Source organism: bacterium Scap17, assembly GCA_013376735.1.
GTDB lineage: Bacteria > Pseudomonadota > Gammaproteobacteria > Pseudomonadales > Halomonadaceae > Cobetia.
In genome coordinates, this window is sequence record VINJ01000001.1 from 491,897 (window position 1) to 515,717 (window position 23,821).

The window sequence follows — 23,821 nt, forward strand, 5'->3', positions numbered from 1 at the left end:
AGGGGAAAGGAGAAGGACATGAAGGCAGATCGTTCATCTGTTGCGCAGCAGGCCTCGGCGCCGCTTGAGGTCGTGAGTCTGGTGTCGTTGGGGCAGCACCCGGTTTCGGGGCGTCTGCGGCGCGCCGAGCAGGACGCCCGCGCTCTGGAGCTGTGTCTGGCGCTGGAGCGTCAGTCGGCACCCGGTGCCGTAAGTCTCAGCGCCTGGCACGCCAGTGGCAGCGAGATCGCGCCCGGCAGCGAACAGGATCAGGCGCTACGCGGTTATCTGGGCATGGGGCTGGAGTCGTTGACGCTGGTGTCGCCCGATTCCCTGCAAGCGGAACCGCTCAAGGCTGTTGATTCGCTCAAGGCTGCTGATCAACCGGTCATCGATGTCTGGCCGCTGTTGGTGACGCGCCTCAAGCAGGCGGCCCCGCAGCTGGTGGTGTGTGGCGGCCAGGGCGAGACCGGTGAGGGCAGTGGTCTGCTGCCGCATCTGCTGGCGGAGAGTCTCGGCTGGCCGCTGGTGGAGGGTATCGTCGCGATCGAGAGCTGCGATGGCGCGCATCTCACCGCCTTGCAGGCGCTGCCACGTGGTCAGCGGCGACGGTTGCGCGTGAAGCTGCCGGCGCTTGTCAGTGTCGATTCCGCGGCGCCGGCGGCGCGTCAGTCGGCCTTCGCGCAGGCGCGGCGCGGTGAGCTTTCCTCACTGGCCAGCGGCGAGCTTGTCCATGATGCGCAGGCCGAGGCCTTCGGCGTGGCTCCGGCTCGCAAGCGTCCCAAGCGCTTGAAGCGCATCAAGGCGACCAGCGCGCGAGACCGCTTCAAGGCCGCGGCCGCCAAGGCCGAAGGGGGTGGTGGCAAGCGGCTGGAAGGCGTGAGCGCCGAGGAGGGCGCGGCGGAAATCCTCAAGCTGCTGCGTGAGGAAGGCGTGCTGCGCTGAAGTCGCGCAGACGGTAAAAAGCCCCTGTCAGCCGAGCTGACAGGGGCTTTTTCATGCAACACAGAAAGTCGCTCCTCACAGAAGGTCGCTCCTTACAGAAAGGTCACTCCTCCCACTGCCAGTCCTCATCGTTCAAGGGTTCGGGCGAGGTGTGCTCGTCGGTGCCCTGGGGGGCCTTGCGCGCTGCCTGACTGGCTTCGCGCTGGCGCATCGGCATGTTGTCGATCACCTGATAGATCTGGGCGGGGGAGACGAAGCCTTCCTGCTGCATCTTCTTGCCGCCGTCCTTGCCCATCAGAATGACGGTGAAGGGCGCGCCCTCGCGCAGTTGCATGGCATCGCGCAGGGCACGCACCTCCTCGAAGCTCATCGGCACGCCATCGTGGATGCCGCGCGTGCCCATCAGCGTATAGAGCGTCATGTCGCGTTGCTGCATCTCGCCACGCGTGGCGCGCAGTTCCTCGCGCTGACGCTCGAGATCCCGGTCCTGCTCATCCGGCGCGATCAGCACCAGCGAGCGTCGGTTCCAGGTCTCGCCCAGCAGCGGGTTGGCGGCAGGGTCGACATTGGCGGCGGTCATGGTGGTCTCCGCGGTGTCCGGCGAGGTCGGGGGCGGTGGTGCACCAGTGGATGTCTCGGCGGGCGCGTTCAGGTCGGCGTCCGAATCCAGCAGGCTGATGGCATGCACCGGCGAGCTCAACAGCAGGGCCGGCAGCAGGGCCAGCAACAAGAGGCTCATCAGGCCCGGCGTCAGCCTGTGATGCGAGAGCCGTCGAGGCAGCGCGGACGGTATCTGTGTGGACAGTACCTGCGAGGACAGTACCTGCGAGGACAGTTTCTGCTTGGACAGTCTCTGCGTGGACGGTATGTGCGTGGACATGGCACTCCTCCGGCAACGAATGTTATGAGCTGGGCTAGCCAGCCTGGGCTGCAGAAGCAGGTTGCACAGGAGAATGGCACACCCCGGATGACAGCCTCTCCTTCAAGACTAAGACAGTCGCCGAGAGTTTGCTGCCCGTTGGCGCGCGATTTATGTGGTACTTCACGACATGCCGCCCTCATTCAGCCTGTGAAAAGGCCAATGGCGACATGCCGATAGCGGCGGCAGCAGGTGACATGCCTTGCTAGAGCGCGTAGCGAGCGCAGAGGCATGTCTGTATCGAGGGCGGGTCGAGTGGGTGGCGGGCAGACTTCACGCGGCTTGCTGCAGATATTTTCACAATCGTGGCGCAAGCTGTATGCGCGTCCAGCCGTCATGACGCCCGCCATGCGCGGCCCCGCGGTTTTTACGTTGCTGATCTGCGACTCATGTAACTCTGGCGATACAGAATGTTTTCAAAGAGTTGCATGAAAAAATGAACATCCTGTCGTCAGGCCCGTCTGAGTTAGGGCAAACACTTATTGATCACTGCTGGAGGCTGCAATGAAACGGATGACTGCATACATGACGGCTGCCCTGATTTCCGCGGGCATGATGTCGGCACCGGCGTTCGCTGCTGACGCACCGGCCCAGGGTCAGTCTACTGCCCAGGCGGCACAGGCTCAGGCTGGCGATTTCACTGACGCTCAGCTGGAACAGTTCGCTGCGGCCTCTCAGGACATCGCACGCATCTCTCAGGAATTCGCCGGCAAGCTGCAGAAAGCCGACGACGAGACTGCCAAGCAGAGCGTGCGTCAGGAAGCCAACGACGAGATGGTCAGCGCTGTCGAAGACTCCGGTCTGGAAGTCGCCACCTTCAACTCCATCGGTCAAGCGGTCCAGAACGACCCGGACCTGATGAAGAAGGTGCAGAAGCTGGCTCAGGAAAACTCCTGATCTCGCCTGGATGACGTTCGGGTCATCCAATGAAAACGCCGCCCCCGGTTACCGGGGGCGGCGTTTTTTTTGTGCCCATGTCCTGCGGCCTGTCAGTCAGTACCGCCTTGGTCAGTAAAGCTTTGGTCAGTAAAGCTTCGGTCAGTAAAGCTTTGGTCAGCGCCGCATGTCAGGCGCCGGCGACCGGACGAATGAGCATGTCCTGTGCCTTCTTTTCCTGCATCAGGCCACGGAACAGCGAATAGCACATCACCAGCAATACCAGCGTGAACGGCAGCCCCGTGGCGATGGCGCCCGCCTGCAGCGAGCCCAGCGCAGCGCTTCCGCCGCCATAGAGCAGGGCACCGGCGATCAGGCCTTCCATCGCTGCCCAGAACATGCGCTGGCTGATCGGTGCGTCGATCTTGCCGCCGGCGGTGATCGAATCGATCACCAGCGAACCGGAATCCGAGGAGGTCACGAAGAACACCAGTACCAGCACGATGGCGATCAAGGACGCCACACCGGACAGCGGCAGGTTGTCGAGCATCTGGAACATGGCCAGCGACACGGAATCGATGCCATTGGCCAGCGCGCCGACGCCATTGATGGCCTGTTCCAGTGCGGTACCGCCGAAGACTGACATCCACACGATGGTGACGAGTGTCGGCACCAGCAGCACGGCGGTGACGAATTCGCGTACGGTGCGGCCGCGCGAGACTCGCGCGATGAACATGCCGACGAAAGGTGACCAGGAGATCCACCACGCCCAGTAGAAGACGGTCCAACCGTGGAACCAGCTTTCATCGGGGCGGCCGATCCAGTTGGACAGCGGCAGCAGATATTCCACATAGCTGAGGGTGGTGGTGCCCAGGCCCATGAGAATGGCGAGTGTCGGCCCGAAGATGAGGATGAAGATGATCAGGACAGCGGCGATGATCATGTTGATGTTGGAAAGCAGCTTCACGCCGCCATCCAGGCCGCGACTGACCGAGTAGATGGCCACCAGCGTCACCAGGATGATGATCGCGATCTGGGTCGGCAGGCCATCGCCGACGCCGAACAGGTAGTCCAGCCCCGATGCTGCCTGAGCGGAGCCCAGCCCCAGTGATGTCGCCAGACCGAAGATGGTCGCCAGCACGGCGAGGATATCGACGATATGCCCCATCCAGCCCCAAGTGCGCTCACCGAGTAGCGGGTAGAACGCCGAGCGGATGGTCAGCGGCAGGCCCTTGTTGTAGGTGAAGAAGGCCAGCGACAGCCCGACCACGGCGTAGATGGCCCAGGGGTGCAGGCCCCAGTGATACATGGTGGCGCCCAGCGCGGCGCGTGCCCCTTCCGGCGTCCCGGCGGGTGCGTTCAGTGGCGTGCCGTACCAGTCGGTGTAGTAGGCCACCGGTTCGGCGACGCTCCAGAACATCAACCCGATGCCCATGCCAGCGGCGAACAGCATCGCGAACCAGGAGCGTGTCGAGAACTCGGGCTTCGCCTTCTGACCGCCCAGGCGCAGCTTGCCCACCGGGTGCACGATCAGCAGCAGGCAGAACAGCACGAAGAGGTTGCCGGCCAGCATGAACAGCCAGTCGCCATGTGCGATGGACCAGGCCTTGGCGCCGCCCAGGGCACTTTCCGCGCCCGCTGGGAAGAGGATGGCAAACAGGATGAAGCTGACGATCAGCACGGCGCTGATCGCGAAGACGGGGTTGTGAACATCGAGACCCATGACCTGGACATTGTCCTGGCCGATCTCGTAGTCCGTGTCATACGGATTCGATGACATGTGGTGACCTCATGTTGTTATTGGTGTCGCCTGCCGGGCAGGGCAGCTGGCGCGAAGCGAGGTGTTGTCGTGGGTGTCTCCCGGGTCTGCGATGTGGGAAGTGGGGGGAATGGCAATCCAGAGCGCGGTGGCAATCCAGAACGTAATGACGAGCTGACTGCGGGGCAGGTCGCCACCGGACCTCGGTGATTGTGTGAGGGCTGGGCGAGAGCGAGTTAGCTGGATACGACGCCGGCATATGCGTGACTGACATAGGGGGCGATTCAGCGCTCAGAGCGGTTGTCGCAGGTGTGCCCGCTTTGTAGATTGCGATCTACAGTGAAGGAAAGTGGTGCGTACTCCCTGACCGCGCACCACTTTCGCGCCCGAGACTTCACTCCTCGCGCGATACGCCAGTACTTGCCTGCTCCTGCCCAATAACAACACCGTGGTGCCGCCATGACGCCTGAGACCCTGACCGAGCCGACACCTGTCGCTCGCCGCCGTTCGCGCAGCCAGTTGCGCGGCCGTCCGCTGGATGCCGAGGCCTGGGCCGAGGTACAGCGCCTGCTGGGCGATGCCCCGGCGCAGCGTGACCTTCTGCTCGAATATCTGCACGTGCTCAATGATGAGGTCGGCTACCTGACGCTGGCCCATCTGCGTGCGCTGGCCGAGTGGATGCGCCTGCCGATGGCCGAGGTCTACGAGACGGCCACCTTCTATGCCCATTTCACCGTGGTTCGCGATGGCGAGACGCCGCCCGCGGCACTGACCGTGCGCGTCTGTGATTCGCTGTCCTGTCAGCTGGCCGGCTCCGAGGCCTTGCGCGCCGGTCTCGCCTCGGGGCTGGACCCCGAACAGGTGCGCGTGCTGCGTGCGCCCTGCATGGGGCGCTGCGACAGTGCGCCGGTGGCGGAGGTCGGGCATTACCATCTCGGCCACGCCAGCGTGGAAGGCGTCACGGCGGCGCTTGCCGAAGGCCATGTGCATGCCGCGCCGGCTGCGAGTCTCGACTATCCGCGGCTGGCGGAATATCGCGCCAGTGGCGGCTATGGGCTGCTCGCCGCGCTCGATGGCGGCGAGGTCAGCATCGAGGACCTGGCGCAGATGATCGAGCAGGCCGGACTGCGTGGCCTGGGCGGGGCGGGCTTCCCGACGTTTCGCAAGTGGGGCTTCGTGCGTGCCGAGGCGGGGCCGCGCTATTGCGTGATCAACGCCGATGAAGGCGAGCCCGGCACCTTCAAGGACCGCTGCTATCTGGAGCGTGAGCCGCACACCTTCCTCGAGGGCGCGCTGGCCAGTGCGCATGCCATCGAGGCCGAGGCACTCTACCTCTATCTGCGCGACGAGTACCCGACCCTGAATGAGGTGCTGCGCGAGTGCATCGCGGAGCTGGAAGCCGCAGGCCTCGTCGCGCCGGGCTATATCCAGCTGCGGCGTGGCGCCGGCGCCTATATCTGTGGCGAGGAATCGGCACTGATCGAGTCGCTGGAAGGCAAGCCCGGCAAGCCGCGTCAGCGTCCGCCCTTCGTGGCCCAGTGCGGGCTGTTCGGTCGCCCGACCCTAGTCAACAACGTCGAGACGGTCTATTGGATCGCGCGGCTCCATCGCGAAGGCCATGACCACTACGTCGCGGCCGGGCGTCAGGGACGTCAGGGGCTGCGCAGCTTCTCGCTCTCCGGGCGCGTCAGACGCCCGGGCATGTATCTGGCACCGGCTGGTATCACGCTCAGCGAGCTGGTCGAGGAATATGGCGGCGGCATGGCCGACGGCCATCGCCTGCGTGCCTATCTGCCCGGCGGGGCCTCCGGCGGCATTCTGCCGGCCAGCAAGGCGGACCTGCCACTGGACTTTGACACCCTGCAGGCCCACGGCTGCTTCATCGGCTCGGCCGCGGTGGTGGTGCTGTCGGATAAGGACGACCTGGCGGCGGTGGCACGCAATCTGATGAGCTTCTTCATGGACGAGTCCTGCGGCCAGTGCACGCCGTGTCGTGTCGGCACGCGCCAGATGCTGGCGGCGCTCAGTGGTGATGAGTGGGATGAGACGCTGCTGACGCGCTTGTCGCAGGTGATGATGGACGCCTCGATCTGCGGGCTTGGCCAGGCCGCGCCCAATCCGGTGCTCGGCCTGCTCAAGGACTTCCGGGAGACCCTCGCCAGCAGCGGGGTGCGCTTGATCGCCACGAGCCACGCGGCTGACACCACGGGAGGTGAGGCATGAATGCGCTGACAGGATTGGGCAACTCGTCCTCGGATGATCAGCCGCTGCGCGAGGATGGCTTCACCATCACGCTGGATGGCGCCGAGGTGACGGCCTATCCCGGCGAGACGCTATGGAAGATCGCCAAGCGTGCCGGCGAGACGATTCCCCATCTCTGCTACAGCGAAGCGCCGGATTATCGCGGCGATGGCAACTGTCGCGCCTGCATGGTCGAGATCGATGGCGAGCGCACCCTTGCTGCCAGCTGCATCCGCGAGGCGCGGGCGGGCATGGTGGTGCGCAGTGCCAGTTCACGGCGTGCCGGCGAGGCGCGCGCGATGGTGGTGGAGCTGCTCGCCGCCGACATGCCCGCCGAGGCGCACAATCCCGATGTCAGCAGTCACTTCATGGCGATGGCCGAGCTGCTGGCGGTGGATGTCGGGCACGCTCGCGAGACCCTGGGCGGCGCCCGCGAGACGGTCCGCGAGTGGCTGGGGGAGACCGTGGAAGAGTGGTTGCCGACGCAGGCCAGCGCTCTCGATCACTCCCATACCGCGATGGCGGTCAATCATGACGCCTGCATCAGCTGCGGTCTGTGCGTGCGCGCCTGTCGCGAGGTGCAGGTCAATGACGTGATCGGGCTGGCGGGGCGCGGCAGCAATACGCGCATCGTGTTCGATCTCGAGGACCCGATGGGCGACAGCACCTGCGTCGCCTGCGGCGAGTGCGTGCAGGCCTGCCCGACCGGCGCCCTGATGCCCGCCGCTCAGGTGGATGAGCAGGGCTTCGGCGACAGCGCCGCCGTCGATGAGCGCGTCGCCTCCATCTGCCCGTACTGCGGCGTGGGCTGTCAGCTGGAGTATCAGGTCAGTCGCGGCAGCGGCGAGGCATTGAGTGTCGAGGGTCAGCCGGTCGCGACCCTGGCGGATGCCCAGCAGGGCATGGCGGACGGCGGCTCCCTCCAGACTGACAAGCGCCGGCAGCGCGTCGCGGATACGCGGCTGGACAACATCATTGCGGTCAGTGGCCGCGACGGGCCCTCCAACCACGGTCGGCTGTGCGTGAAGGGGCGCTTCGGCTTCGATTATCCGCGCCATCCGGAGCGTCTGATCCGCCCCCTGATTCGCCGTGACGGCGTGGCCAAGGGGCTGGATGCGAACTTTGACCCCGCCCATCCGCTGACCCACTTCCGTGAGGCCAGCTGGGACGAGGCCCTCGAGGTCGCGGCCGAGGGGCTCATGCGCCTCAAGCGCGCGCATGGCCCCGACAGCCTGGCGGGCTTCGGCAGCGCCAAGTGCACCAACGAGGAGGCGTGGCTGTTCCAGAAGCTGGTGCGCACCGGCTTCGGTTCCAACCATGTCGATCACTGCACGCGCCTGTGTCATGCAAGCTCGGTGGCGGCGCTGATGGAAGGCGTCGGCTCGGGCGGCGTGAGCGCCTCCTTCATGCAGGCCGAGCAGTCCGATCTGATCGTGCTGACCGGCTGCAACCCGGGCGTCAATCATCCGGTGGCGGCGACCTTCTTCAAGCGCGCCGCCAAGCGTGGTACGCGCATCGTGGTGATCGACCCGCGCGCGCTGGCGCTGCGTCGTCAGGCGCATCGCTCGGTCCAGTTCACGCCGGGGGCGGACGTGGCGCTGTTCAATGCCATGCTCAACGTCATCATCAGCGAGGGGCTGGCCAATCAGGCCTATATCGAGGCACACACCGAGGACTTCGCCGCGCTGGCGGAGCATGTCGCGGCGCTGACACCGGAGGCGATGTCGCCGCTGTGTGGCGTGGCGGCAGAAGAGATTCGCGCCGTGGCCCGCGAGTATGCGACCGCCAGGCGCGCGATGATCTTCTGGGGCATGGGCATCTCGCAGCACACCCACGGCACCGACAACGCGCGCTGCCTGATCGCGCTGGCGCTGGTGTGTGGTCATGTCGGGCGTGAAGGCACCGGCCTGCACCCACTGCGCGGCCAGAACAACGTCCAGGGCGCCTCGGATGCCGGGATGATTCCAATGGTCTTCCCCGACTATCAGCCGGTGGGTGACACGGCGGCGCGCGAGCGGCTGGAAGCGCTGTGGGATACGCCGCTCTCGGCGACGCCGGGCCTGACGGTGGTGGAGATCATGCACGCCATCCACGCCGATCAGATCCGCGGCATGTACATTCTCGGCGAGAACCCGGCGATGTCGGACCCGGATCTCGAGCATGCGCGCAGCGCGCTGGCGCATCTGGACCACCTGGTGGTGCAGGACATCTTCGTCACCGAGACGGCACAGTTCGCCGATGTGGTGTTGCCCTCGTACGCCTGGCCGGAGAAGGACGGCAGCGTCACCAATACCAACCGGCAGGTGCAGCGCGGGCGAGCGGCACTGCGCGCCCCGGGCGAGGCCAAGCCGGACTGGTGGATCACCCAGCAGCTGGCGCGGCGCATGGGGCTTGGCTGGGATTACGCCGGGCCGGAGGACATCTACGCCGAGATGCAACAGGGCATGGATTACCTCGACAACATCGACTGGGCGCGGTTGTCCGAGGAGCACTCGGTGACCTATCCGTGCCTGACGCCGGGAGGTGAGGGCGAGGATGTGGTGTTCGGCGAGGGCTTCCCGCGCGCCAGTGGCCGTGCCCGCTTCGTGCCGACCTGGCCCACGCCGCCGGATGAGACGCTGGATGACGACTACCCGACGGTGTTGACCACCGGTCGTCAGCTGGAGCACTGGCATACTGGCTCGATGACGCGCCGCGCGGAGGTGCTCGACAACCTCGAGCCGGCCGCCGTGGCCACGCTCAATCCGGTGGAGCTGGAGCGCCTGGGCATCACGCCGGGCGAGCCGCTCTCGATCACCACGCGGCGTGGCCAGATCACTCTTGCCACCCGCGCCGATCCGCTGACGCCGGCCGGCATGGTCTTCGTGCCATTCTGCTACGCCGAGGCTGCCGCCAACCTGTTGACCAATCCGGCGCTCGATCCGGTGGGCAAGATTCCCGAGTTCAAGTACGCCGCCTGTCGTCTGGCCAGAGCTGAACCTGCTTCGGCCAGTCTGGACACCTGAACCCGAGGGGAGGTGAGAGGAGGAGAGGGAAAGAGAGGCGAAAGAGAGGGAAAGAGAGGCGAAAGAGAGGGAAAGGAAAGGGCGCGTCTGGCGCAAATGCCTACGCCAGTGGCGTGGGCAGGCACGCAGAGGCCGCCCCGGTCTGACCAGAATGTCGGAGACAGCCCGTCGTGCATTTCGGCTATCCTCACAAGGGCGATGCTCAGAACAGAGTGGGTCAATACCAATGACAATGCCCGCCGTCAGCGAGCAAGGAGAATGACGATGATGATCGTGGAGCTGATTGATCACGAAGACTTTCGTGAGCGGCTGGTGGCGCTTGGCGTGCAGATTTCCGAGCATGCCTGCGCGGACACCTGCGCACGCATGGCACTCAGAAAGCATGCCGAGGTGGGTGTGCCGGGCTTGCAGGAACTGGTGCGCGAGCTGGTGATGCACTCCGATATCCTGCTGCCGTCGGTGCGCCAGGCGCTGGACAAGTATCTGCTGCCCGGGCTTCGCTAGGCGCGCGCCGGGAAGATTGCGCGCCACGCACTGACACCGTTTACCTGATGTACACAAGGGCCTGTCGACTGACAGGCCCTTTTGCGTATGGGAGGCTCATCATCGAAAAGGGCGGAGTAAATGTCTCTGCACCTGCGTCCGTTACTCGGGGCGCTCCAGGCTGAACAGGCTATCCGTGCGTGCATAGTCACTGCCGGTCATGCGCCCGATGGCACGCAGTACCGAATTGTCGACATGCCGTCCATCCCAGACCGCTTCATCGGCATGCACCACCACTACCTCGGCCAGCACCAGTGAACCGGCCAGCGGTTGATCACCGAACGAGATGATGTCGCGCAGTCGGCAGCCGAAGGCGATCGGGGCGCCCTCCACGCGCGGAACCGCAAGCGGCGGCATGGCCACCTTGTTCAGGCCGGCATGGGTGAACTCATCCTCGTCGGCCGCGAGGCTGGCGCTGGTGAGGTTGAGCGCCTCGCTCATCGCCTCGCCACCGATGTGAATGACGCACTCCGCCACCTGCCCGAGGTTGTTGAGGGTGTCCTTGGTCTTGCCTTCGCCATTGCGCAGCGGGCTGAAGGCGAGTACCGGCGGATTGATGCTGGCGATGGTGAAGAACGAGAAGGGCGCGAGATTGGTGTTGCCTGCCGCATCGATGGTCGATACCCAGGCGATCGGTCGAGGTGCGATGCTGCCCGATAACAGGCGATAGAGGGTGCCCGCGGGAAGCTGGTCGGCGGCGATGAGGGGATGCGTGGTCGAGGAGGCAGTCATGGTGAGGGTCTCGTTGCAGGGCTCTGGTGGTAGGGCCGATGTCATAGAGCTGTCATTGCGGAGTTGTTGTTATGGAGCTGTCATGGCAGAGCCTGCGTCGCAGGGCATGGCGCTCGACCCGCTCAGGCAGCATCTCGCACGGCGACTGACATTCGAGAGAGTGAGAGCCTGGCAGGTCAGGTGATTGCCGGACCAAGAGCTCGCGAATCTGGGCGCCTCGGCTAGCGAGGGCCGTGAATCATCGTTGATGCGGAACGCGAATCGCGCCTGGCCATAGGCCGGTGGTGCTGGTGAAGAGTGGCCTGTCTGGCCGCCGGGCGTGGAAAAGGTCTCGGGAAATTCTCCCAGATCATTGTCCCTATTTTTGGTGTGGTCAATTGTCGCAGGTCTTGACCTTTTTTGAGGGTGTTGTTCCTGACGCCTCGGTCGAGTTCATTCCTGGTCTGACTCAAGTCACACAATGGGGGCGAGAAACCGGATTTTTGTGCAATATTGGTAACCAGAAGGTTTCTGTATTGTGTTTATTTGTATATTTTTTATGATGTCGGGCTGGGCGTCATCTGGCAGAAAGGTGGTGAGTCCGCGTAAATGGATGACGGAAAATGACAGCCATCAAGCCATTTGGTTCGGCATTGATCATGAGAATGGCATGCCAAGGTTGCGAAAAAGTGTCCCCTGTTGATCGAGGGTGTCAGTATCATGCGAGACGCATCATGGTGCATTTACCTGTCAGATCATGATCGATAATGCTGCATGTTTCTCGCCAATGAATGCCGACGTCACTTGAGTATCATGTCGGGAAAATGCCTCTCGCGCCCTGGTTGGGAGAGTACTTCAGTCACTTTTGAAAGGCTAAAGAGCAGTTTTTTTGGTATTTAATGTCGATATTTGGTTATTTTTTGGTTTTTAATTGCGCAACATCGTATGACGGCAGTGATTGCTTCGATATCGCGTGATGCGCCGATGTTCAGGACATCTGCGGTGATGCACTGAATTATGGCGCGACAAGGTCGTGATTCTCTCGGGCATCATCAGGCACGGCAGGGGGGCTGGCATTGTGGAGAAGGCTGGCGATTGAGGTTCTGTCTGTTCCTGCAGGGCATGCACTGTCGCGACATCATCGCGGTGTGTGTCGGCTTTGCCACCCGATCCCGCTGCCTGAACCCCCCTGGAGCGTGAGAGAACTCATGCCGCTCAAGGCATGATTGGCGCGCGCCGGATGGCCGAAGTCATCCGCATGTGGCCCCTGGTGCGTCATCGTGCCCCGTAGTCAGCCCCCCTGTCTTTTCTCTATCCTGTGCCCGCCTGCGGGAAATCTTCTGATTTCGTTCGAACGATCGACGGCTTCCTGTTGGTCATTTCTTCGAACGCTGTGTTCCACATGTGGGCTCGTCATGACGTCATGGCGTGTTCCAACGAGGTCGTGAGATGAGAAAAAGCCTAATGCGGGGGGCTCTGCGGGGACTCCCTATCCTCGCGGGATTATTGATGCTGTCCGGCTGTGACGCCGTACTCTTCGATCCCAAGGGGCCTATCGGTGAATCCGAAAAGTCGCTGATCCTGACTGCTACCTATCTGATGCTCGTGGTCGTTATCCCGGTCATCTTCATGACGCTGTGGTTCGCCTGGCGCTATCGCGATACCAAGCAGAGCAAGGCGACCTACACGCCCAACTGGGCGCATTCCACCAAGATCGAGATCGTGGTCTGGGGTATTCCCTGCATGATCATCCTCGCGCTTGGCATCCTGACCTGGAAGAGCACGCATGAGCTGGACCCGCGTGCCGAGATCGTCGACGGCGGTGAGCCGATCGAGGTGCAGGTCGTGTCCATGGACTGGAAGTGGTTGTTCATCTATCCGGAGCAGGGCATCGCGACGGTCAATGAACTGGCCATGCCGGTGGATCGTCAGGTTCGCTTCCACATCACATCCGACACGGTGATGAACTCGTTCTTCGTCCCGCAGCTCGGTAGCCAGATCTATGCAATGGCGGGGATGGAAAACCGTCTGCACCTGATCGGCAGTGAAGTGGGTACCTACGACGGTATCTCTGCCAGCTATAGCGGCGCCGGCTTCGCCGACATGCACTTCAAGGCGCATGTCATGAGCGAAGGCGACTTCGACGCCTGGATCGAGAAGGCACGCGGCAGCAGCAAGGTGCTGGATGATGCTGGCTTCGCCGCTCTCCAGGAGCCGAGCGAAGACGTCGCCCCGACCTTCTATGGTCAGGTCAAGCCGAACCTGTATGAGCAGATCATGGCGCCCTACATGGACGGCATGGAGCTGGGCATGAGCGATGATCAGATGCGCCACATGAAGAAGGGTGGAATGCATCACGACAGCGCCGAACACGGCATGTCCGATCATGACGCTTCTGGTCACGCCGAATCTGCGATGGCAACCGAGGAATAAGCAATGCTTGGAAAACTCACAATAGAGGCTGTTCCGTATCACGAGCCGATCATCATGATCGTGCTTGCGGCGGTAATCCTCGGTGGTGCAGCCCTTGTCGGCTTCATCACGGTAAAGAAAAAGTGGGCCTACCTGTGGAATGAGTGGTTCACCTCTGTCGATCACAAGAAGATCGGCATGATGTACATCATCGTCGCGTTGGTGATGCTGATCCGTGGTTTCTCCGATGCGATCATGATGCGTTCCCAGCAGATGCTGGCGTCCAGTGGTGGTCAGGGCTATCTGCCCCCGGATCACTACGACCAGATCTTCACTGCCCACGGCGTGATCATGATCTTCTTCGTGGCGATGCCGCTGGTCATCGGTCTGATCAACGTTGTCGTGCCGCTGCAGATCGGCGCACGTGACGTGGCCTTCCCGTTTTTGAACTCGCTCAGCTTCTGGCTGTTCGTGGTCGGCGCGCTGCTGGTCAACATCTCTCTGGGTCTGGGTGAGTTCGCCAAGACTGGCTGGCTGGCCTATCCGCCGTTGTCGGGGGCCAATTACAGCCCCGGGGTCGGGGTGGATTACTGGATCTGGTCATTGCAGATCTCCGGTGTCGGTACCCTGCTGACAGGTGTCAACTTCATCGCCACCATCCTCAAGATGCGTGCGCCGGGCATGTCCCTGATGAAGATGCCGGTCTTCACCTGGACCGCACTGTGCGCCAACGTCCTGATCGTCGCGGCCTTCCCGATTCTGACCGCTACCATCGCGATGCTGACGCTCGATCGCTACCTCGACTTCCACTTCTTCACCAATGACCTTGGTGGAAACATGATGATGTACGTCAACCTCATCTGGGCCTGGGGCCATCCTGAGGTGTACATCCTGGTGCTGCCGGTCTTCGGTGTGTTCTCCGAAGTCATCGCCACCTTCTCCAAGAAGAAGCTGTTCGGTTACACCTCGCTGGTGTGGGCGACTCTCGTCATCACCGTCCTGTCGTTCATCGTCTGGCTGCACCACTACTTCACCATGGGTGCCGGCGCTGACGTGAACGCCTTCTTCGGTATCGCGACGATGATCATCTCGATCCCGACAGGTGTGAAGATCTTCAACTGGCTGTTCACCATGTACCGTGGTCGTGTCGAAATGACCTCTCCGGTGCTGTGGACCCTGGGCTTCATCGTCACCTTCACCATCGGTGGCATGACCGGCGTTCTGCTGGCCGTTCCGGGCGCCAACTACGTACTGCACAACTCGCTGTTCCTGATCGCCCACTTCCACAACGTCATCATCGGCGGCGTGGTCTTCGGTGCGATGGCCGGTATTACCTACTGGTTCCCGAAAGCGACCGGCTTCATGCTGTGCGAGAAGTGGGGCAAGCGTTCCTTCTGGTTCTGGATCACTGGCTTCTACCTCGCCTTCATGCCGCTGTACATCCTCGGCTTCATGGGCATGACCCGTCGTCTGCAGCACGTCGACAACCCGCTGTGGGTGCCGTACCTGGTCGTCGCCTTCATCGGTGCTGTCCTGATCCTGATCGGTATCGCCTGCACCGTGATCCAGATCGCGGTCAGCATCAAGAACCGCAAGCAGCTGCAGGACACCACTGGCGATATCTGGGGCGGTCGTACCCTGGAGTGGAGCACCACTTCACCGGCACCGTTCTACAACTTCGCTCACGAGCCGCAGGTTTCCGAGCTCGACGAGTTCTGGGAAATGAAGGAACGTGGCATCGAGCAGGAGGCCAAGAAGCCTTATGCGCCGATCCACATGCCGCGCAACGCCGCTGCTGGCGTCATCATCTCCGCCTTCAGCCTGGTGTTCGGTTTCGCTCTGGTCTGGCACATCTGGTGGATGGCCGTGGTCGGGCTGGTCGGCATGATCGCTACCTTCATCGTGCGCTCCTTCAACTACGACATCGACTACTACGTGTCCGTCGAGGAAGTGGAGCGTGTCGAGCGTGAGGGTCGCGAGCGTCGCGCCCTGCCCAGCGCCCGCACACCTAACGACACAGTGGTTCAGGGGTAATCATGGCGAATAATGCAATGACATCTCACGATGGGGCGCATGACGCCCATGACGATCACGAGCATCACGATACCAACGGCCTGAAGGTCTTCGGTTTCTGGCTCTATCTGCTGAGCGACTGCATCCTGTTCGCGATGCTGTTCGCGGTCTACGTGGTACTGAGCCAGGCCTATGCCGGTGGCCCGACGGGCGCCGAGATCTTCGAGCTGAACTTCGTGCTGGTCGAGACCGCGCTGCTGCTGGCCTCGAGCTTCACCTACGGCCTGGCGATGCTGGGCATGAACCGCGGGGACAGCTCCGCGGTGATCAAGTGGCTGATGATCACCTTCGCCTGTGGCGCAGGCTTCATCGCGATGGAAATCTATGAGTTCTACCACCTGATCGTGAACGGCCAGGGTCCGGACAAGTCCGCGTTCCTGTCTGCCTTCTTCACCCTGGTCGGCACCCACGGTCTGCACGTGACCGTCGGTCTGATCTGGATGGCGCTGCTGATCTTCCAGGTCAAGAAGAAAGGTCTGACGGAAGTGCATCGCGGTCGTCTGATGATGCTCAGCCTGTTCTGGCACTTCCTGGACGTCATCTGGATCTGCGTCTTCACCGTCGTCTATCTCACAGGAGTGATGCTATGAGCCATTCCAACAACGACCACAACGACAATCACGGCAGCGTCAAGCAGTACGTGACCGGTCTGATTCTCTCCATCATCCTGACCATCATCCCGTTCGGGATGGTGATGATGATGGATGATCCGGGTGTCGGCGTGATCTGGGCCATCTACGGTTTCGCCATCGCTCAGGTCTTCGTGCAGCTGTACTTCTTCCTGCACCTGGACGGCTCCAAGGAGCAGAGCTGGAATGTCATGGCCATGCTGTTCACCGTGGTGATCGTGGCAATCGTCGTTGGTGGTTCCATATGGATCATGATCGAGCTGAATCAGAACATGATGCCCATCTGATAGCGTGAGCCTGATGATCAAGGACTACCTGCGTACCACCAAGCCGGGCATTATCTTCGGCAACCTGATCACCGTCAGCGGCGGCTTCTTTCTCGCTTCCGGTGGTGAGGTGGATTGGGCGCTGTTCATCGCCACCCTGGTCGGGGTGGCGTTGATCGTGGCCTCAGGCTGTGTGTTCAACAACTGCATCGATCGCGATATCGACCGCCACATGGCACGTACCCAGGGCCGTGCTCTGGTGCAGGGCGACATCTCGCTGAAGGGGGCCTTCGTCTTCGGCAGCGTGCTGGGCCTTGCGGGCTTCTGGCTTCTGGCCGCGATGACCAATCTCATGGCGATGATCGCCGTGGGGCTGGGCTTCGTGATCTACGTCGGGGCCTACAGCATGTGGCTCAAGCGTGGCTCGGTGTATGGCACCCTCATCGGCTCACTGTCCGGCGCTGCGCCGCCAGTGGTCGGCTACCTGGCCGTCACCGGTCAGGCGGACATGGGGGCGCTGCTGCTGTTGATCATCTTCAGCATGTGGCAGATGCCGCATTCCTATGCGATTGCCATGTTTCGTGTCGATGACTATCGGGCCGCCAATATTCCGGTACTCCCGGTAGCGCGAGGCATGGAGCATGCCAAGCGTGTAGTGACGGGGTACATTGCCGGCTTCATCCCGGTGTCGCTGTTGCTGACACTGTGGGGATATACCGGCATCTGGTATCTGGTAGTCGCGACCGTCACGGGTGGCTGGTGGCTGTATCTGGCCGCCTGGCGCCTCAAGGATCAGCCTGATGCCTCCTGGGCACGCAAGCTGTTCGGCTTCTCCATCATCATCGTCATGGCGCTCAGCCTGATGATGAGCCTGGACACGCAGCTGTAATCCAGCCGTAGTACCTCCCGGGTGACCCGCCTTCGGCGTGTTGCCTGGGTGAAAGCCAGAAAACCCGCCACCGGCTTGCCGGTGGCGGGTTTTTTCTTGCCTGTCTTTCAGAGACTCAGGTTTCGAGGACTCAAGGGCTCAAGCCCTCAGGCCAGCTGCAGATGCGGCTCCTGCTGTTCCTTGAGCGCTTCCTGCATGCGCTCGGCATACCAGTCGACGAAGTCGACGACACCGAACTCGAAGGTCGCCGAGTAGGGGCCGGGCTGATAGGCGCTGGAGTTGACGCCGCGCTGGTTCTCTTCCACCAGCTGACGGTCCTGATCATTGGTGGCATCCCACACCTTGCGCAGCTTCGCCAGGTCGTAGTCGATACCTTCCACCGCGTCCTTGTGCACCAGCCATTTGGTGGTCACGCGGGTCTTGAGGGGGCCGATCGGGTCGACCTGGAAGACCACGGCATGATCGCCCATGAAGTGGTTCCAGGAGTTGGGCAGGTTGAGGATGCGCAGCGAGCCCATGTCGGGGCTTTGCAGGCGACCCAACAGCTTCTTGCATGCTGGAGTGCCGTCCGTGGTCATCGAGACGGTGCCTTCCAGCAGCGGCGTGCGCGTCATGCGATTGCGACGACCGAAGCGCACCAGCTGATAGGGCACCTTCTCGGCATCCCAGTCGGCCTGCTTCTTCGCGACCATCGCCTTGTAGGCTTCGGTGGCACGGGGGTCATCGGTGTCATCGAATTCCTGCAGGGTGTTGAGCAGCTCCGGGTGGGAGCCATCGCAGTGATAGCACTCGCGATTGTTCTCGATCACCAGCTTCCAGTTGCCTTCCTCGATGATGGAGGAGCTGGCCGCGACCTTGACGTTCTCCATGTCGTAGGGCTTGAGGTAGAACTCCAGCGTCTTGAAGAAGGGCTCACAGTTCTCGGGCTGCTCGGCGAGGTTGATGAACAGCATGCCACCGGCTGAGCGCACGTGGACGGGGTGCAGGCCGTACTCACTGGTATCGAAGGTGGTGCCCATGTCGGAACCGGCGAACAGCAGACGGCCATCCAGCTCATAGGTCCACTTGTGATAGCCGCACACCAGCTTGGCGACCTTGCCACGCTCGGTGCTGCACAGGCGGGACCCGCGATGACGACAGACATTATGGAAGGCATGGATGGCCCCGTTGTCACCGCGCACGATGATGATCGGACTGTTGCCCACGTCCATGGTCATGAAGTTGCCCTTGAGCGGAATCTCGCTGCTGAGACCGGCAAACAGCCACTCGCGCTCGAAGATCTCCTTCATGTCGAGATCGAACAGGCGCTGATCATTGTAGAAGGGCTGGGGCAGGGTGTAGCCGGGACTGCGGGCCTGTAGAAGCCGCGCGGCGGCCTCGCGTACCGCCTGACGCTGCTGATCCTGAGCGTGTTCCAGTAAGTCGCTCATCGCGGTGTCCTCGCACGGTCGGTAGGCGCCGGGAGCAGGGTCGCCTTGGGTTGAGTGAGTGTGCTGATCATTGTTGTTGTGAAGCCGGGACAGAGAGAACGAGTGAACAGACCATTGCCGGGCAGCACCGCGAGTCGACATCAGTGCACCTATGAGTGAATGCCGATGCATCGCGCGGTGCGTCGTCCCGTCCTGGTCGGTTCGGGTGTCGAGGGCGGCGCATGCCAGGAGGCCGCTCGCTCAACAGGATGGTCAGCGTGGAAGTTCAGGCGGCCCGCATGAGGTCTGAATGGCATTGCCACGCATGGAGCGCAGTGTGGCTGAGCTCAAGTCGCGACCTATGTCTGATGGCGACGCTCAATGATGTATTTCCGACGTCGGTTGGCTGCGCAGGACCTTCGAGGCACAGGCAGGCGCAGCGGTGAGGCGTGGGCAGGGGACTGCGGGGCGTGATTGGAGGGATCGGGCATGTTTCTGTCGTGCACGGATAAATGTCTGCCGGGCGCTGACTCGACAATCCTGAGCATGTCCCACCGTTGGCCGCGCACGCAGCGCAGGGTGGCCTGACACTGTCTCTTCACGAACATGTCTCCAAGAACAACATGCCCAGCGAGGCCTTCATGAGCACCACTCTCAGCAACTTCAATCCGGTTACGACGCAGACCTGGACCAACGGTCGACATGGCGTGCGCTGCGTGAAGGTCATTCAGGAAACCTGGGACGTGCGCACCTTCTGTTTCATGGCCGAACAGCCGGTGATGTTCTTCTTCAAGCCGGGACAGTTCGTGACCCTGGAGCTCGAGATCGATGCCCAGCAGATCATGCGCTCCTACACCATCTCCAGCTCACCGTCGGTGCCCTACAGCTTCTCGATCACCGTCAAGCGCGTGCCGGGCGGGCTGGTCTCCAACTGGCTGCACGACAACCTCAATGAAGGCGATGTGCTGGCGGTGCATGGCCCGGTGGGCAACTTCAACTGCATCGACTACCCGGCGGAACGCATTCTGATGCTGTCCGGTGGCGTGGGCATCACGCCCTTGATGTCGATGGCGCGCTGGTACTTCGATACCAACGCCAACGTGGACATCTCCTTCGTGCACAGTGCGCGCAGCCCGCGCGACATCATCTTCTGGCGTCAGCTCGAGTTCATGGATTCCCGCGTGCCGGAGTTCAACCTGCACGTCATCTGCGAGCGCTTCGAGACGGGCCAGACCTGGTCCGGCTATCGCGGCTATCTCACCGACGCGATGCTCGAGATGATCGCGCCGGACTTCATGGAACGCGAGATCTTCTGCTGTGGGCCCACGCCCTACATGAATGCGATCAAGCACCTGCTGCGCAGCCACGGCTTCGACATGAGCCGCTATCACGAGGAATCCTTCGGCGCCACGCCGGTCGAGGTCGAGGAAGAAGCCATCGAGCAGGCCGAACAGGCCGAGGTGCTGGCCGATGAACTGGACCGCTCCGATCTCATGCGGGTCGAGTTCTCCGCCACCGGCAAGTCGGTGCAGATCGCCCCGGGCGAAACCGTCCACGCCGCTGCCGCCAAACTGGGTCTGCATATTCCCAAGGCCTGCGGCATGGGCATCTGCGGCACCTGCCGGGTGCAGAAGGTCTCCGGCGAGGTCGCGATGGAACACAACGGCGGCATTACCGACGAAGACGTCGCCGAAGGCTTCATCCTGTCCTGCTGCAGTGTGCCCAATGGCGATGTGGTGATCGATTACTGATCCACAACCTGGCCTCCCGCCCTGCTGGCTTTCGCGAGCGATATTCACGGGCGGGCGCAGGCGCTGGATAAATACGCTGGCTAAATGAGAGGACATGTCGCATTTGCGCGGTTGGATGACGCAGTCAGTCAGCCGCGACTTCTCGGGCCCCATTAGCGTTAGGAGTACAAAAAGTACAACTAGCTAATGGAGCAAGACATGACTCGGGACGTGAAGACCCCACTCCGGCCATCGCTCAAGATGGCTTGCCTGCCTATCGTGGCCACCCTGGCCGTTCTTGCGTTGCAACTGTTCGTGTTCGGCGAATTCACCCCGCATGTGCCGCTGGTATGCGGTGTCGCCATCACGGCGCTGATCGGCTGGAAGCTGGGCCACGGCTGGTCGGCGATGGAAGAGGGCATGATGCGCATCGTGCGTGTCGGCCTGCCTTCCATCGCGATCCTGATTCTGGTCGGCATGACGGTCGGGGTGTGGATCGCCTCCGGCAGTGTACCGATGATCATCTACTACGGGCTCAAGCTGGTCTCGCCGGAATACTTCCTGGCAGCGGCCATGCTGCTGTGCGCGGTGGTCTCGGTGGCGCTGGGTACCAGCTGGGGCACCGTGGGCACGGTGGGGCTTGCGCTGATGGGCATCGGGGCCGGCTTCGGCATTCCGCCGTGGTGGACCGCCGGCGCGGTGGTGTCCGGCGCCTTCTTCGGTGACAAGGTCTCGCCGCTGTCGGATACCACCAATCTGGCGCCGGCGGTGACGGGCGTGAATCTGTTCGCGCACATTCGCAACATGATGCCGACCACCATTCCCGCCATGCTGATCGCGCTGGTGGTCTACCTGGTCGCCGGCAATCTGCTCGCCGCCGGTCAGGTGCTGGATCTCGAGCGCATCACCGCCATCACCGAAGGGCTTTCCGGACACTTCACCTTCAATCTGTGGGTGCTGATGCCGCCGCTGCTGGTCATGACGCTGGCCGTTGCGCGCATGCCGGCACTGCCGGCGCTGTTCGTCGGGGTACTGGCCGGGGCGGTCGTGGCATTCGGCGTACAGGGTGAGGCGGTCAAGGCGCTGTTCGGCTATATGCAGGGCGGCTACGCCTTGAGCACCGGCGTGAGCGAGATCGACAGCCTGCTCAATCGCGGCGGCATCATGTCGATGGCCTGGGTCATCCTGCTGGTGATGATCGCACTGGCCTTCGGGGGCTTGCTGGAAATCATCGGCTGTCTGGAGGCGCTGTGTGCCGCGGTGCTGGTCAAGGTGCGCGGTATCTTCGGTCTGCAGGTCGCGGCCAGCTCCACGGCGGCGCTGACCAATGTCATCGCGGGCGACCCCTACCTCTCCATCGCCCTGCCGGGGCGCATGTACGCGCCGATCTATCGGGGTGAGGGATACTCGACGCTCAATCTGTCGCGCTCACTGGAAGAGGGCGGCACGCTGATCTCGCCGCTGATTCCTTGGAATGCCGGCGGCGCGGTGGTCGTCAGCTCACTGGGGCTGATGGCCGGTGGCGTGGGCATGGAGGGTCTGCTTTACATACCGCTGGCCTTCGCCTGTTGGCTGTCGCCGTTGCTGGGGCTGCTCTACACCCTGCTTGGACGCTGCATCATCCGGGCCGATGATGCCGAGCGCGCCGAATGGCAAGCCAGCGGACATGCCGTGACAACGCTGGCCCAGCTGCGTCAGCAGCAGGCCGAGGGCCTGGCGGGACTGCAAACCGCCACGCCTGAGGTGCGTTGACAGTCTGCCGGGTATGAGTGCTCTAAGACTTCATGCTCAGGTTCATGAGCAAGTCGACTCGCGCAGGAAGACGGCACAAACCATCTGGAGGTGCAGACGACTTCGGGGCTACCCTTCAGATGTTGCCACGTGAATGAGCGCATGCAGTGCAGGGGCTCTGCGAGAAGTCTCGCCAGGCCATGCCAGGTGTCGCCCTGGTGTCATGAGCACAAGGCCCCGTTGGGCTGCATGCCATCTTCAGCTGCGGGTCGAGAGCGGAGAGCGTTCACGTCAGGTCCACGACTGCCACTCCAGTCACGGGTTTGGTCAAAAGGGCAATGATGACACAGGGGAACGGTGCGCCACCTCCAGGCCGGGAGCGGGTGCCAGCAGGACTACAAGGCTGATCGTCGCAACAGGAAGCGCCGTGCTGCTCAATATCGGGATGGTGCAATACCGTCTTCTTCACGGCACGGCAGTTTCCGCAGGAAGGTGTCACACGACCACGCAAGCTTCAGGCTCGCGTGGTTTTTTTATGCCTGTCATTTACTGCGGGAAGGCTCGGGCAGCCGCCGTCGGGTCAGTCCAGTGTCGCCCCCATCGCCGCCAGCAGCATGGGCAGATAGAGGAAGGCGGCGAGCGTCGAGCAGAACACCAGCGTGGCCACGTACTCCGGCTCACGCCCGGCCTTCTGGGCGAACATGTAGTTGTAGACAGCCACCGGCATGGCCATCTGCATGGTCAACACATGCAGTGCCAGCGGGGGCAGGTCCAGCAGGGTGCCGATCCCCCAGGCACACAGGGCGGCAAAGGGAATGCGCAGGACACTGAAGCCCACGCCCGCGGCCAGATTCTTGACGCGAATGCTGGCCAGCGACACGCCCAGGGTGATCAGCATCAGCGGCACCGTGAAGCCGGAGATCAGCTCCAGGCTGTTGGCGACAAAGCGTGGCATGTGCATGTCGCTGAGCAGCATGCCGGTGGCGACGATGCTGGACCAGATGGTCGGCGAGCGCACCACGCTGCGCAGCGGGTTGCCGCTGGTACTGGCAAGCCAGGCGCCGAGGGTGAACTGCAGCAGCGACATGGTGACCATGATGGTGATGGCGTAGGCGAAGCCGGCCTGGCCGAAGGCGTAGAGCGAGACGGGCAGACCCATGTTGCCGACGTTGGAGAACAGCAATGGCGCCACCGCCACCTTCCAGGGCTTGCCGATCAGGCGCGCGAAGGGCCAGCTCAGCGCCAGCAGCAGGGCCATCACGGACAGCGTCGCCAGGCCCGTACGCAGGAAGCTCGAGTTGTCGATCTCGGCGCTGCCCAGCGCATTGAGGATCAGTGCCGGTGTGCCGATGTAGAGCACCAGTCGGGTGACGAAGGCCATCGGGTAGTCATTGCCAAGCCTGACCCAGAAGAAGCCGATGGCGGCGCCACACAGTACCGGTGCCATCACCGCCAGCAATTCCATCAGCATATTCTCAACTCCCTTCCCCAGGCGCGCACTTGCATGGATCAGTCGTCATCCGGTGCCTGATCGCACGATATCGGTGTCTAGCATACCTGCCCGATGGGGCGTCGGTGTAGCGCCAGTGGCGGGCAGCCATCATTCGCAGCAGCTCTGTGCGGGCCGACGGGATGTCGTTTTTGCCTGCCGATGTCGCATTCGCGCTGCGGGGTGACGCTGACAAGCAGTTTGCCGCAGGGGGG

The 23,821-nt window shown here is 62.7% G+C and carries 17 protein-coding genes; 12 read left to right on the forward strand and 5 right to left on the reverse strand.

What is annotated here, in order from left to right; genetic code table 11:
- The first annotated feature begins 18 nt into the window (after nucleotides 1-18).
- Complete coding sequence (locus tag FLM52_02240) at nucleotides 19-924, forward strand: electron transfer flavoprotein subunit beta (GenBank protein NVN54624.1); 906 nt, start codon at nucleotides 19-21, stop codon at nucleotides 922-924.
- 103 nt (nucleotides 925-1,027) lie between these two features.
- Here the strand turns inward: FLM52_02240 and FLM52_02245 are convergent, their stop codons facing one another.
- The gene (locus FLM52_02245; GenBank protein NVN54625.1) at nucleotides 1,028-1,804 is read right to left on the reverse strand and encodes a DUF4174 domain-containing protein; all 777 of its coding nucleotides are present in this window, start codon (nucleotides 1,802-1,804) and stop codon (nucleotides 1,028-1,030) included.
- A gap of 543 nt (nucleotides 1,805-2,347) precedes the next feature.
- Between FLM52_02245 and FLM52_02250 the strand changes: the two genes are divergently transcribed.
- Nucleotides 2,348-2,740 carry a DUF4168 domain-containing protein gene (locus tag FLM52_02250; GenBank protein NVN54626.1) on the forward strand — a complete coding sequence of 131 codons (393 nt, stop codon included), beginning with the start codon at nucleotides 2,348-2,350 and terminating at the stop codon, nucleotides 2,738-2,740.
- Between the two features lie 169 nt (nucleotides 2,741-2,909).
- Here FLM52_02250 and FLM52_02255 read toward each other — a convergent pair whose 3' ends face one another.
- Nucleotides 2,910-4,499: a BCCT family transporter gene (locus FLM52_02255; GenBank protein ID NVN54627.1), complete on the reverse strand. Its 1,590-nt coding sequence runs from the start codon at nucleotides 4,497-4,499 to the stop codon at nucleotides 2,910-2,912.
- A 438-nt stretch (nucleotides 4,500-4,937) separates the two neighbouring features.
- On the opposite strand from FLM52_02255, the gene FLM52_02260 reads away from it, so the two are divergent.
- The 3 genes from FLM52_02260 to FLM52_02270 all read left to right on the forward strand — a co-directional run bounded on the left by FLM52_02260 (nucleotide 4,938) and on the right by FLM52_02270 (nucleotide 10,228).
- Nucleotides 4,938-6,701, forward strand: a complete 1,764-nt coding sequence (locus tag FLM52_02260) for an NADH-quinone oxidoreductase subunit F (protein NVN54628.1) — start codon at nucleotides 4,938-4,940, stop codon at nucleotides 6,699-6,701.
- The gene (locus FLM52_02265) at nucleotides 6,698-9,724 is read left to right on the forward strand and encodes a molybdopterin-dependent oxidoreductase (GenBank protein NVN54629.1); all 3,027 of its coding nucleotides are present in this window, start codon (nucleotides 6,698-6,700) and stop codon (nucleotides 9,722-9,724) included. Before FLM52_02260 ends, FLM52_02265 begins: the two co-directional genes overlap by 4 nt.
- A 264-nt stretch (nucleotides 9,725-9,988) precedes the next feature.
- Nucleotides 9,989-10,228, forward strand: coding sequence for a hypothetical protein (locus FLM52_02270; protein ID NVN54630.1), 240 nt, complete (start codon nucleotides 9,989-9,991; stop codon nucleotides 10,226-10,228).
- A 141-nt stretch (nucleotides 10,229-10,369) separates the two neighbouring features.
- Here the strand turns inward: FLM52_02270 and FLM52_02275 are convergent, their stop codons facing one another.
- Nucleotides 10,370-10,999: a flavin reductase family protein gene (locus FLM52_02275; protein ID NVN54631.1), complete on the reverse strand. Its 630-nt coding sequence runs from the start codon at nucleotides 10,997-10,999 to the stop codon at nucleotides 10,370-10,372.
- 1,443 nt (nucleotides 11,000-12,442) lie between these two features.
- Between FLM52_02275 and cyoA the strand changes: the two genes are divergently transcribed.
- The 5 genes from cyoA to cyoE are packed head-to-tail and all read left to right on the forward strand — an operon-like array spanning nucleotide 12,443 to nucleotide 17,247.
- Nucleotides 12,443-13,411, forward strand: a complete 969-nt coding sequence (cyoA, locus tag FLM52_02280) for a ubiquinol oxidase subunit II (GenBank protein NVN54632.1) — start codon at nucleotides 12,443-12,445, stop codon at nucleotides 13,409-13,411.
- Between the two features lie 3 nt (nucleotides 13,412-13,414).
- Nucleotides 13,415-15,424 (forward strand): cytochrome o ubiquinol oxidase subunit I, encoded by a 2,010-nt coding sequence (cyoB, locus tag FLM52_02285; protein ID NVN54633.1) that lies wholly within the window; start codon nucleotides 13,415-13,417, stop codon nucleotides 15,422-15,424.
- A gap of 2 nt (nucleotides 15,425-15,426) precedes the next feature.
- Entirely contained in the window at nucleotides 15,427-16,053 is a 627-nt protein-coding gene (gene cyoC, locus FLM52_02290; GenBank protein NVN54634.1) for a cytochrome o ubiquinol oxidase subunit III, read from the forward strand.
- Entirely contained in the window at nucleotides 16,050-16,379 is a 330-nt protein-coding gene (gene cyoD / locus FLM52_02295) for a cytochrome o ubiquinol oxidase subunit IV (GenBank protein NVN54635.1), read from the forward strand. The genes cyoC and cyoD overlap by 4 nt, the downstream gene beginning before the upstream one ends.
- A 13-nt stretch (nucleotides 16,380-16,392) precedes the next feature.
- The gene (gene cyoE / locus FLM52_02300; protein ID NVN54636.1) at nucleotides 16,393-17,247 is read left to right on the forward strand and encodes a protoheme IX farnesyltransferase; all 855 of its coding nucleotides are present in this window, start codon (nucleotides 16,393-16,395) and stop codon (nucleotides 17,245-17,247) included.
- A gap of 146 nt (nucleotides 17,248-17,393) precedes the next feature.
- Here the strand turns inward: cyoE and FLM52_02305 are convergent, their stop codons facing one another.
- Complete coding sequence (locus tag FLM52_02305; GenBank protein NVN54637.1) at nucleotides 17,394-18,677, reverse strand: aromatic ring-hydroxylating dioxygenase subunit alpha; 1,284 nt, start codon at nucleotides 18,675-18,677, stop codon at nucleotides 17,394-17,396.
- A gap of 620 nt (nucleotides 18,678-19,297) precedes the next feature.
- On the opposite strand from FLM52_02305, the gene FLM52_02310 reads away from it, so the two are divergent.
- Nucleotides 19,298-20,407 (forward strand): hybrid-cluster NAD(P)-dependent oxidoreductase, encoded by a 1,110-nt coding sequence (locus FLM52_02310; GenBank protein NVN54638.1) that lies wholly within the window; start codon nucleotides 19,298-19,300, stop codon nucleotides 20,405-20,407.
- Between the two features lie 198 nt (nucleotides 20,408-20,605).
- Nucleotides 20,606-22,138, forward strand: a complete 1,533-nt coding sequence (gene nhaC / locus FLM52_02315) for a Na+/H+ antiporter NhaC (GenBank protein ID NVN54639.1) — start codon at nucleotides 20,606-20,608, stop codon at nucleotides 22,136-22,138.
- Nucleotides 22,139-22,697: 559 nt separating this feature from the next.
- Here nhaC and FLM52_02320 read toward each other — a convergent pair.
- Nucleotides 22,698-23,588 (reverse strand): AEC family transporter, encoded by an 891-nt coding sequence (locus FLM52_02320; GenBank protein NVN54640.1) that lies wholly within the window; start codon nucleotides 23,586-23,588, stop codon nucleotides 22,698-22,700.
- Between the last annotated feature and the right edge of the window lie 233 nt (nucleotides 23,589-23,821).